The following is an 11,909-nucleotide window of genomic DNA, read 5'->3' on the forward strand; positions in this document are numbered from 1 at the left end:
AAAGAGAAGTATTTCTTTTAAAACTTGTATTAAAAAAGGTTTACTTCTCTAACATTTAAGGTAAAATTAAGAGATATCTAAAAAAATCAATTGTTAATATTTACCCACTACTTATTTAATATTACCCTTAATAAAAGATATATTTATACAGATAAAATAAAAAACCTATATTTTTATTACCTTTTCAATAATCAAGTTATTATCTCCTTTAATTCTTAAAAGATACATTCCTGCTGGTAATGATGAAGCATCAATTCTAGGGATATGATTGCTTGTTCCCTGAACTTTTACAATTAAAGCTCCCATTACAGACAACAATTCAACTTCTACCTTATTAACAGATTTATCTACGTTAACATTAAAATAATCACTTGTTGGATTAGGGTAAACATTTGCTTTAAAATTTAACTTAGGAGATTTAGAAGAAAGATTTAACTCCCCTAAAACAATATCCCCTTGATTAGCTCCTACCGTAGTATTACTACTCCATAAATAGTAAGCATTACTATCGTTAAGAGTCCAATTTTGATAATCATTAATGCTCGCTCTTATCACATCTGCATTACCTGTAACCGCTCCTGTATATACTCCATAATCTAAATCCCATAAATTTAAAGAAGCATCACCTCCAGTAACATCTATATCAAAACCTATAAGTGCATTAGGTAATTCACAATAAGCGTTTCCTCCACCTACAGCCCAACCAGCTGAATTACTTATTCCATTATTATTTAATGCTGTAATCCATAAATCACTATCTGTTGTAGGATGATCACTTGTATTTCCACTATAAATTAAAACGCTATCTCCCGCTAAAGAAAGATCCCAATCTCCATCTGAACCAAAAGTTTGCACAGTGCTACCTACTACTGTTTCTACACCATTTATCACAGTGGTAACACTTCCGTTACTCTCTAATTTAAAAATGGTTCCAGAACTATGATCTTCACTTGCTGTCCACGAAAAAACATCATCTATACTATATGGACTACCATTCCCTCCTATATTAAAAGAACCATCAGACTTCCATCCTCTGTTTGAAATACTAAGGCTTGTACCTGCTTTAATATCTTTTAAAATCATAAATGCTAATTCTGCAGTATTAACTTCTGCTTTATAACCAACAATAACAACATCTCCAGCTGTTAAGCTTGTTGGATCTACAGGGTCAAAAATGTTAATACTTTTAGGAGTATCACTTACATTTCCTACATCAGTACCTGTTAGTGTTATTGTTAAAGTTTCGCTTACTTCATTCTCTCCATCAAGTAAAGCATTCACAACTATTTCTGAACTATTTTCTCCGTTAGGTATAACAACTGTTCCAGATAAAGAGGTATAATCAACACCATTTACAGCTTCTCCACTTGTGGCATAGCTAACTGTAATATCTTGGTTTGCAGTAATTCCATCTGGTAAACTAACTGTAAACACTCCATTTGTTTCTCCTTCTACAGCATTTGTAGTAGCTTCAATACTAATTAGATTAATTTCTTCATCAAGTAATAACAACTGACTATCAAACAATTTATCGTAAGCTGGCAAAGTACCATCATCCCACAAAGAACTATGTGGATGCCCTGAACCATCACCATCATTATCAAACCAAGCAGGTTTTACATCTTTAAAATCAACAACAATATCTATAGACTTATCAACTATTTCCTGAATAATATCATCGGCATTAGGTTCACTATTACTCAAATTAGTTGACTCTCCTGGATCTGTAATAATGTTATACAAGTTCCACGAACCATTACTACCTGTTTTGGTTATTTTCCATTGTCCCATTGATATTCCTCCGTTTTCAAAACCTAACTGAGGTCTAATAATTAACAATGGCTCGCTTGGTCTTGCATCATTCCCAGCAATTAAATCATCCATAAAATCAATACCATCTATAATTTTTTCTTCGGGTACTGTACCTCCAGCTAGACTCACTAACGTTGGGTAGATGTCTAAAGAACTAATTTGATGATTATAAATAGCCGGACTTGTTATTTTTGCAGGCCAATGTACAAACATAGGTACTTTATGCCCCCCTTCTTTTACACTACCTTTTAAAGCATCTAAAGGATAATTTACAGCTCCTTTACTAAAAGTATATCCACCATTGTCACTTAAAAAAATGATTAATGTATTGTTATATACATCCATATCATTATCAAGTTCATCTATTAGTCTACCAATATTTTCATCCATATTGGCCACCATAGTTGCATAGGTAATTCTAGCCTCTACAAATTCTTCTATTTTTGCATCTCTTTCATTTTCTGGCAACTTTGTAATAGGTGTAGAATTTTTAATATAATCACTATTTCTAACCAAATCTTCAAAATCTGGGTTATCTAATTTGAATTGAGCAATTTCATCTGCTGGAGCCTCTAAAGGAGTATGTGGTGCATTGTATGCCAAATACATAAAAAAAGGATCTGATGAAGAAGCATTATTTTGTATATACGTAATAGCTTCATCGGTAAGCACATCTGTTAAATAATCTTCATCTGCTGCATTGCTAAATTCCTCTCTATCTACATATCCTCTTTGTCTCCACAATGGGTCTTGATACTCATTAGTTACAGGGTTGCTTCCTCCTAATCTATGGTAATAGTTATCTTCATATCCATTTTCAAAATAACCTTTTCCACCACCTAAAAAACCAAAAAAGTAATCAAAACCTCTGTCTAATGGCTGATAGAAATTTTCTTTAAACCCTAAGTGCCATTTACCAAAAGCCGCTGTATTATAGCCAGTATCTTGAAGTAGTTTTGGAAAATAAGTTTCGTTAACAGGAATTCCCAACTCCGTAGTAATATCATTAGGTAAATTGTATTGAGCCCCTATTCTATGAGGCATCATTCCTGTTAATAATGCCGCCCTACTTGGACCACAAAATGGATGGGCAACGTGAGCGTTTTTTAAAACCACTCCACTATTAGCCAGTTTATCAATATTTGGGGTAGGTATTACTCCAAGTTCACTAGGAAAATTACCATCTCTATTAAACCCTACATCACCATAACCTAAATCATCGGCTAAAATTACAATAATATTAGGACGTGTTCCTTGTGTTTGAGCATGACTATTAATAATTGCAATAAAAGTAAGAAACGCTATTGCGTATGTTTTAAAGTGTCTTTTTTTCATTTTAGTTTATCTATTAATTTAGTTTGTTTTAATTTCTACTGGAATTATGTATTAAAATTGGAAATAAGTAAAAACAAGTAATCTTGGCACTTATTCGCTTATCAGGAAAACATGATTTTGCTACAATTAAAAATCAATTGTTTTTCTTACTGATATTTAAGGCAATACCTAAAAACTGATAGTTCAATTAAATCAAAACTACAACATATAAGAACTTTAAACAGGTTAAAAATTAACCATAACTAGCACGAGATTAACCTGTTTAAACACAAAAAGAGCAAATAAAAACTGTTGTTTTTATTTGCTCTTTTACAATTACAAAATAAAGATGTATGTTCCTTATTTTAAGTTTTTTAATTCTTCTCGCATTCTAGTTAAAAACGGAGCAATTTCTTTATAAGGTTTCCCTACTAATTTAGAAAAAGAGGAATTAAAATTACTACTTGCCTCACGGTTAATACCTTTCATTTCTTCTGTAGTAATTTCTCCGCTTTTAGATTTCTTATTAGCATCCATAAAAGCCACAACCATTTCCATTCTTGTTTCTTTTAATTCTTCTTGTTGCTCTTCGTTTAAGTTATATTCTTTAGCAGCTTCGGTTACAAAATAATCGTTTTGCTTTTCTTGCCATTTTCCTTGTCCGTAACTTACTGTAAATGTAATAGCTAATACTAATGTTAAAATAATTTGTTTCATGATTTTTGAACTTTAAATTTATACTTATTGAATTTTATTTTTTTGCCAAACCCTTAAATATTCTATTTGATACTCTGCTGGTAAATCCTCTTCTTTTGGTATACCTAACCAAGGAAAAGTTTCTGAATCGAACCAAATCCAATAATCAGAATCTGTTACCCATTTATCTGGATTAGTGTTGTTATTTGTAAGTTCTGATTTTAAAATTGTATACTCAGGCAACAACACTCCATCGTAATAAACTTTTATATAATCTGCTGTCCAATCAAATCCATATACATGAAAATCACCCGCAGTATTATTTCCCACTTGAATGTTTTGAGTAAAAACTGGTCCATTGATTTTATTAAAATAATTAGGGTTATTAGGATCCCAACTAATAATGTTAAACTTTAATCTTTTTCTCCAAGAATCATTTGTTTTGTGTCCACCAAACATTTCAAACATATCCATTTCTGATGTGTTTTTACCAGTAGTCCAAAATGAGCTAGTTATAGGAGCATTTGCGGATTTACACTTAATTTCCATATAACCATATCTAAATTGTTTTTTGCTAATTACAGCAGCAGTTGTAATGTTTTCGAAATATATTTTTTCTCCATTTACAACATCATGATCATCACCATTAAACTTTAATCTAAAGTCATAATCTGGCTCCCATTTTGTAACAATTTTCAATTTTCCTGATTCTGTATAAGCATTATTAACAGAAAATTGTGACGGCGCTCTACCTATAAATCTTGATTGATATTCGTTATTTCTACCTTGAATTAACCATTTATCTTCATCTAAAGGCAATTCAAACTCATCTGACATTTCTGTGTTTAGCACCCAGTCTCCTTCGTTAGACTGATCCGATAATGGATATGCTGGATTTGGCTCCTCACCTCCATCATGATCATTGTCAGTATCACCAGGAGTATCAACCACGTGATCATCAGACGTGATATTATCACTCCCACAACTTTGTAACGATACAAAAACAGTCATTATTAAAAATAGATACTTCATCAAAATTTATTGTTTTTTTTGCCAAACACGTACATATTCAATTTCAAAATCAACCACTCCATCTTCTTTTTTTCCTTCTGGACTGTTCAACTCTAAATCTTCTAAACTATCTGGAACACCGTGCCAAGGAAAAGTTTCTTGATCTAACCATATATGAATTGGCCCATCCATCACCCAACCATTAGGAAGATTTTTTTCTTTAGCATAAGCATCAACCTGAGCTCTAGTTGCTTGGGTAAACAATTTACCGTCAACATAAAGTTTCATTCCATTCTCATCCCATTCAATACCATATACATGGAAATCATCTGCTACTCTAAACCCGTAATCTAAACGCTCTGTGTATACTGTTTTTCCTTTTCCTTCTCTACTCCAATCATGAATAGACCACCAAAGCTCTCTATCTTTCCACTCTTTACCTTTTTGACGATGATCTCCAAATTGTTCAAAAATATCTAACTCAGTTTGACTACCTGTTGCCCAAAACGCACTAGTTATTTCTGCATCGGCAGCTTTAGATTTTATTTCCATATAGCCGTACTTAAAATCCTTACGACCAATAAAACATGCTGTGGTAAGATTTTCGAACTTTGCTACCTGCCCTTCTTCTTTACCCCAAGGCTTTTGCTCTTCATCTGAAAAAGGAAAATCTGGTTCCCAACGAGTTTCTAATATCAATTTACCATCTTCTAACCTATAATTTCTTCCTGAAAATTGTGATGGGGCACGTCCTTTCCATACTTTTTTATTAGGATAATCAGGATCTTTATATACAGGAACTCCGTTTTCAAACTTTCCTACAATATACCATCTGTCTTCATCAATAACTGGTGCATCAAATTCATCACTAGCTTCTGTATTTAAAACCCAACCACCCGTGTTGTTTGGGTCCGAAAATGGATAAACCACTGCACTTACTTGCTTATCAACTTTTGCTGTGTTTTTATTGCTACTACAAGCAAATAAAAACATTACCATCACCACCAAACAAGCATTATTAATTTGTCTATTATTCTTTATCATAATTGTTAAATATTAACTACAACAAAGAAATAACAAGATAATAGATAGTTATTCTTAAAATTTACCTGTTTATAATCAAAATTTACCTCTCTAGCTTAAAAGGTAAAATAATGCAATAAGAAGATAAAAGACACTGATTAATAAAGACTATAAATACAGTTCTTTGTAGTCTAAAAGTTTTAAACTGAATTCATTAAACAGTTTAAAAAGTCTTAACCAAGTTATATTTTAAAGATTATAAAATTCAAATTATGGATATCCCTAAATATTTTATTAGCTGCGATTGGGGAACTAGTAATTTTAGATTAAGAGTTGTTAAAACAGATTCTTTAGAAATTATAAAGGAGATTAAAACAAATCAAGGTATAAAAGTACTTTATGAACAATTTGCTAAACAAGATCAATTAAATCAAACTGATTTTTTTTATGAATACCTAAATAATCAAATTAAGTTACTTCCTAGTGAACATCAAAAGCATTTGGTTATTTCTTCTGGTATGGTTTCTTCTACCATAGGGCTCCATGAATTAGATTATGCAAACATTCCATTTAATATTGATGGAAAAAATCTAATCACCAAAAACATGAAATTCGATAATCAAATGAATTTGTTATTGATTTCAGGTGTAAAAGATGACAATGGCGTGATGAGAGGTGAAGAGACACAAGCCATTGGTTTACAAGAATATTTACAAGTACAACCAGAAGCTATTTTACTTTTACCTGGTACACACAGCAAACACTTAGAATATTCTAACAATGAATTTACTGAACTTAAAAGCTTTATGACTGGAGAGTTGTTTGAAATTATCTCTCAGAAAAGTATTTTATCAAATTCAATAAAACTTGAAGATCAAAATCATATTGCTGAAAATTCATTTTTAGAAGGAGTTAAGTTAGGGAGTGAAGGAAAATTCTCTTCAAGCTTATTCTCTATAAGAGCTAATGATTTGTTTGGAAAATCAACAAAAACAGAGAATTATTTTTTCCTAAGTGGTTTACTAATAGGAGATGAACTGGCTTACTTAAAAAAGGAAACTAAAAAAGTATTTTTAGCTGCTCCTCTTCCACTTTCAAACCTTTATAAACTTGCCTTAAACCATTTATTAGGTTCAGAAAACTATGTTACCATAGAGCATGAAATAATAGAAAAAGCCTTATTGATAGGTCAAAAGAAAATATTAGAAAATTATGAAGAATAAATCACCTTTTAATTGGGATTCTTACTACAAAGCCCCAATAGTTGGGATTATAAGAAATGTTCCTTTAGAAACCGTTTTAAAAATAGCTAAAACCTATTTAGAGGCAAACTTGTATACCATAGAAATAACTATGAATACTAAGGGAGCTGCAGAAATCATAAGCACCTTAAGAAATAATTTCCCAGAACTTAATGTAGGTGCAGGAACCGTTTGTACTACAGAAGACTTAAATAATGCTATAAATGCAGGAGCACAATTTATAGTTACCCCAACTATAAATGAAGAAGTTATTAAAAGTGCTGTATTACAAGAAACACCAATATTTCCAGGAGCCTATACTCCTACCGAAATATACAAAGCATGGAATTTAGGTGCATCTGCAGTAAAAGTATTCCCTGCAACACAATTAGGACCTCAGTATTTAAAAGATGTTTTGGCTCCATTAAACCAAATAAAACTATTGCCCACAGGTGGCGTATCTTCAGAAAATATTAAATCTTTTTTCCAAGCAGGAGCTGTTGGTGTTGGAATGGGAAGTTCATTACTTGATAAAAAACTAATCGAAAACGAAGATTACATCGGTTTAAGAAATCATTTTCTAAAAATATCAAACGAAATTAACGAATTCATAAATAAACAATCATAAAACTAAAAGATCAACTTCATTTAAAACCATATTCAGCAGAATTAGTTATTTGTTTTATTTTTTATTGATAAATAACTACCTTTGAATTAATGAAGTTAATTTTAAAAAAACCTGGTACGGAAGATGCTTTTAAAAAGCTAAATATATCAAAAAGGGAAGCCCCGTGTTTTGATGTAGCTTGGCATTATCATCCTAAATTTGAACTTATTTATATTACAAAAAGCAACGGACTTCGCTTTGTAGGAGATAATGTTTCACCATTTTACCCTGGAGATTTAGTCTTAGTTGGTTCATATTTACCTCATTTATGGAGAAATGATTCTTCTTATTATGAAGATGATAGTGTAAAAGAAGTTGAAACAATTATAACAAAGTTTGACTTAGATTTTTTAGGTAATGATATTTTTAATTTACCTGATTTTGTTGATATCAAAAAATTACTTGACAAATCTAAATTTGGTGTTTTTTTTGGAGAAAATGTAAGTAAAGATCTTCATACTAAGCTTGTTAATTTACCTAAGCTATCCTATGTAGAACAACATATAGAGGTACTATCAATTTTACAAAAATTATCACAGGCAGAAGAGACTACTATTCTATCATCTTCTGACATGAGTCAATCTACAACGGAAAGTTCTGAACGCATAGATACCGTGCTAAGATATATATCAGACAATTACGCTACCAACATAGATCTTAATGATATATCTGATATAGCCTGTATGACGACCAACTCATTTTGTAGATTCTTTAAAAAAGCAACAAACAAATCGTTTACTCAATTTTTAAACGAAGTTCGTATTAGAAATGCTTCTAGGTTATTAGTGCAAGATGATATTTCTGTTTCTACTGTTTGTTATGCTGTTGGTTATAACTCCATCACAAATTTTAACAAACAGTTTAAGCAAATAATGGGTGTTACTCCTAAAGTATTTCGCGAAGAAATATAACAAACATTATTAAAATCAGTTTTCTATTAGAGAAAACATCACAATTTTTACTCATAAAACCGAAGAATAATTCTTCGGTTTTTTTGTTATAAAATATCCTTAATTAAAATAAAAATTAGGGTTATCTACTCTTGTTAACAAAAAATTAACAAGCAAGGTAAAATGCGCTAATCAATGGGTAATTTTTACTAATGCATAATTGTAAAATTTAAGTTTTTTTGTATATAGTTTAAATTTAAAAGTATTTTAATGTCAAAAATGAAACAGATTAATTTAATTAAGATATTATTCTTTATACTACTTCAATGTAGTTATGCACAAAAACAACCTAATATTGTTTTTCTTTTTGTGGATGATGCTGGCTACAATGACTTTGGTTTTCAAGGAAGTACAGATATAAAAACACCTAATTTAGATAAATTAGCACAACAAGGTGTTCGTTTTACACAGGGGTATGTAACCGATGCTACTTGTGGTCCCTCTAGAGCTGGACTTATGACAGGAAAGTATCAACAAAAATTTGGATATGGAGAAATTAACGTTCCTGGATATATGAGTCAAAGCTCTAAGTTTTTAGGAGATGATATGGGTTTACCTCTAGATCAAGTTACTATGGCAGACTATCTAAAAAAACTAGGATACACCAATGCGGTATATGGTAAATGGCACTTAGGAGACGCTGATAGATTTCACCCTTTAAAAAGAGGATTTGATGAATTTTATGGTTTTAGAGGTGGGGCACGTAGTTATTTTGGCTATAAAAACTTTAAAAATGTGCATCATGACAACAAGATGGAGCACAATTTTGGACATTATGAAGAACCAAATGGATATGCTACCGATGTATTTACAGACAAAGCAATATCATTTATAGAGAAAAACAAAAACAATCCTTTCTTTATTTATTTAGCTTTTAATGCTGTACACACTCCTATGGAGGCTACTCCAGAAGATTTAAAAAGATTCCCTAATTTAAAAGGAAAAAGACAAGAACTAGCAGCTATGACTTGGTCTTTAGATCGTGCTTGTGGAAGGGTATTAGACAAATTAAAAAAATTAGGACTAGATGAAAACACCATTATTGTTTTTTCTAATGACAATGGTGGACCTACAGACAAAAACTCCTCTATAAACCTACCCTTGAGTGGTACAAAATCAAATCATTTAGAAGGTGGTTTAAGAGTACCTTTTTTAATCAAATGGCCAAAAAAGTTAAAAAAAGACATTACTTACAATTACCCTGTGAGTACCATGGATTTATTACCAACTTTTTACGCTGCTGGTGGAGGAAACACAGCTGATTTAAAAGATGTAGACGGAGTAAACTTACTTCCTTTTTTAACCGGTAAAAACAATAGTAGACCTCATAAAGACTTATTCTGGAAAAAGGAAACTCGTGCTGTATATAGAGAAAATGACTATAAATTAATACGATTTGCAGACAGACCAGCTGAACTTTACGATTTGTCTAAAGATACTTCTGAGCTTAACAATTTAGCTACAAAAGAACCTGAACGTTTAAAACGTATGTTTAAAAAACTATTTGAATGGGAACTAACTCTTGAGCGACCATTATGGATGCTAAAAAATGATTTTGAAAAATACGATACGGATCGTATGGATAGATACAGAACACCAGAATTAGTAAAAAAAGAAATGTTTTCTGAAAAGTAAACGATAAAAACAAAAAACGATGAAACATTATAAATTTAGAACCTCACTTTTATTAGCATTGTTTATATGCTTAAATATAAGCTGTCAAAATATTAAAAACCACACGGAAGCATCAAACAAAGTTAGTGCTTATCATAAATCACAAGTATCTAAAATTGCTCCGTACTCAGATCCAGAAAACAAAGATGGATGGGTCCTAAACCAAGAACTAAGCGATGAGTTTAATGGTACCGAAATAGATACCGTTAAATGGTTTGTAGAAGGTTTAAACGATAATTATTATATATGGAAAGGTCGTGCTCCCTCACAATTTGTACCTCATAACGTAATTGTTGAAGACGACAAATTAAAACTAAGAACCAATTGGGAACCTGATTATAAATTCTATGAAGAAAGCTATTCTGATGGAAATATGGGTACTTCTAAATATGGGGAGTATAAAGGGAAACCAATGCCTGTTACTACTGCTGGTGTTTTAACCAATAAACGTTTTTTATATGGTTATATGGAAGTAAAATCTAAAGTTGGTAATGCTGCAATTACAGGAGCATTTTGGGCAATTGGTCATGAACAAGAATTAGATGTTTATGAGTTAATGGGGAATCCTAAAGTAAAAACAGGGAACATCCGTGAAGACTCATATTTAGCAACCGCTCACGATTGGAGTCCACCAGCACAAAGACCTACTAAAATATTTAATCACGAAGAAAACTTAGATTTTAGAACTGCTGATGATTTCCATGTCTACGGAGCAGAATGGGGTGTAGATTATTTAAAACTTTTTATTGATGGAAAAATGATTCGCCATTTTACACAAGATCAATTAGGAACTGCTTTTGTATTAAACAATCCAATGGAAGTATGGTTAGACTCAGAAATTTTCTTTTGGTTAGGAATGCCTCACAAAGAAGAATTACCTGTAGATTTTGAAATTGAATACATGAGAGTTTGGCAAAAACCATCTGACAACCTTTTAGCTAAAGATGCTGCTTTTTATGGTTTTGAAGGACCTATTTTGTTTGAAGAAAACCCACGTCCTTTAACATTATTGCCAGAAGACTCAACACCTAACGATTATCAAAAATTCTGGATTTTTGACGAAGGATCTGCTAAATACTTGTCTATCGTTCATGGTGATTATTATCATGGAGTAAACAGTTTAAAATTTTCAGGTTACAGTAAAACAGAAAATTTAGAAGTAAAAAAAGCAGTTGCAAAAGCTCCTGATGGTTCTTTAAATATTCCTGCAGGAGAATATACAGTATCTGCAAAAGTATGGTTAGATCAAGGAGTCATTGCCGACAAAATACACTTGGTTTTAAAAAATCCGAATACAGAAATTGTTTTTGACAACTTAAAAAACAAACCTAGAAGACAGTGGATTACTATACAATCAAAAATATCTAGAAAGGAAGCCTCTGGAATAGATGATAGCATATCTATCGAAATCAGAAAAGAAGATTTACCAAAAACTAGAGCTGCCAAATTTTTTATAGACGATATAGAAATCAAAAAAGCAATCAACTAACAATAACCATTTCATCAACAAAACAAAATATA

General features: G+C 31.4%; 9 protein-coding genes. 5 read left to right on the forward strand and 4 right to left on the reverse strand.

What is annotated here, in order from left to right:
- Positions 1-165: 165 nt before the first annotated feature.
- From AXE80_RS10155 to AXE80_RS10170, 4 genes are all read right to left on the reverse strand, one after another.
- Positions 166-3,147: a sulfatase-like hydrolase/transferase gene (locus tag AXE80_RS10155; RefSeq protein ID WP_068826925.1), complete on the reverse strand. Its 2,982-nt coding sequence runs from the start codon at positions 3,145-3,147 to the stop codon at positions 166-168.
- Between the two features lie 339 nt (positions 3,148-3,486).
- Positions 3,487-3,843, reverse strand: coding sequence for a hypothetical protein (locus AXE80_RS10160; RefSeq protein WP_068826927.1), 357 nt, complete (start codon positions 3,841-3,843; stop codon positions 3,487-3,489).
- Between the two features lie 24 nt (positions 3,844-3,867).
- Complete coding sequence (locus tag AXE80_RS10165; protein ID WP_083194645.1) at positions 3,868-4,854, reverse strand: family 16 glycosylhydrolase; 987 nt, start codon at positions 4,852-4,854, stop codon at positions 3,868-3,870.
- Positions 4,855-4,860: 6 nt separating this feature from the next.
- On the reverse strand, positions 4,861-5,877 hold the full coding sequence (locus tag AXE80_RS10170) for a family 16 glycosylhydrolase (protein ID WP_083194646.1): 1,017 nt from the start codon (positions 5,875-5,877) through the stop codon (positions 4,861-4,863).
- A gap of 251 nt (positions 5,878-6,128) precedes the next feature.
- On the opposite strand from AXE80_RS10170, the gene AXE80_RS10175 reads away from it, so the two are divergent.
- The 5 genes from AXE80_RS10175 (at position 6,129) to AXE80_RS10195 (ending at position 11,877) form a co-directional block, all read left to right on the forward strand.
- On the forward strand, positions 6,129-7,079 hold the full coding sequence (locus AXE80_RS10175) for a 2-dehydro-3-deoxygalactonokinase (RefSeq protein ID WP_068826931.1): 951 nt from the start codon (positions 6,129-6,131) through the stop codon (positions 7,077-7,079).
- On the forward strand, positions 7,069-7,725 hold the full coding sequence (locus AXE80_RS10180) for a bifunctional 4-hydroxy-2-oxoglutarate aldolase/2-dehydro-3-deoxy-phosphogluconate aldolase (protein WP_068826933.1): 657 nt from the start codon (positions 7,069-7,071) through the stop codon (positions 7,723-7,725). Before AXE80_RS10175 ends, AXE80_RS10180 begins: the two co-directional genes overlap by 11 nt.
- Positions 7,726-7,814: 89 nt before the next feature.
- On the forward strand, positions 7,815-8,675 hold the full coding sequence (locus AXE80_RS10185; protein ID WP_068826935.1) for an AraC family transcriptional regulator: 861 nt from the start codon (positions 7,815-7,817) through the stop codon (positions 8,673-8,675).
- A gap of 249 nt (positions 8,676-8,924) precedes the next feature.
- The gene (locus AXE80_RS10190) at positions 8,925-10,349 is read left to right on the forward strand and encodes a sulfatase (protein ID WP_335673658.1); all 1,425 of its coding nucleotides are present in this window, start codon (positions 8,925-8,927) and stop codon (positions 10,347-10,349) included.
- Between the two features lie 19 nt (positions 10,350-10,368).
- On the forward strand, positions 10,369-11,877 hold the full coding sequence (locus tag AXE80_RS10195) for a family 16 glycosylhydrolase (protein ID WP_068826937.1): 1,509 nt from the start codon (positions 10,369-10,371) through the stop codon (positions 11,875-11,877).
- Positions 11,878-11,909: the final 32 nt, after the last annotated feature.

It is taken from the genome of Wenyingzhuangia fucanilytica (genome assembly GCF_001697185.1).
Lineage (GTDB): Bacteria > Bacteroidota > Bacteroidia > Flavobacteriales > Flavobacteriaceae > Wenyingzhuangia > Wenyingzhuangia fucanilytica.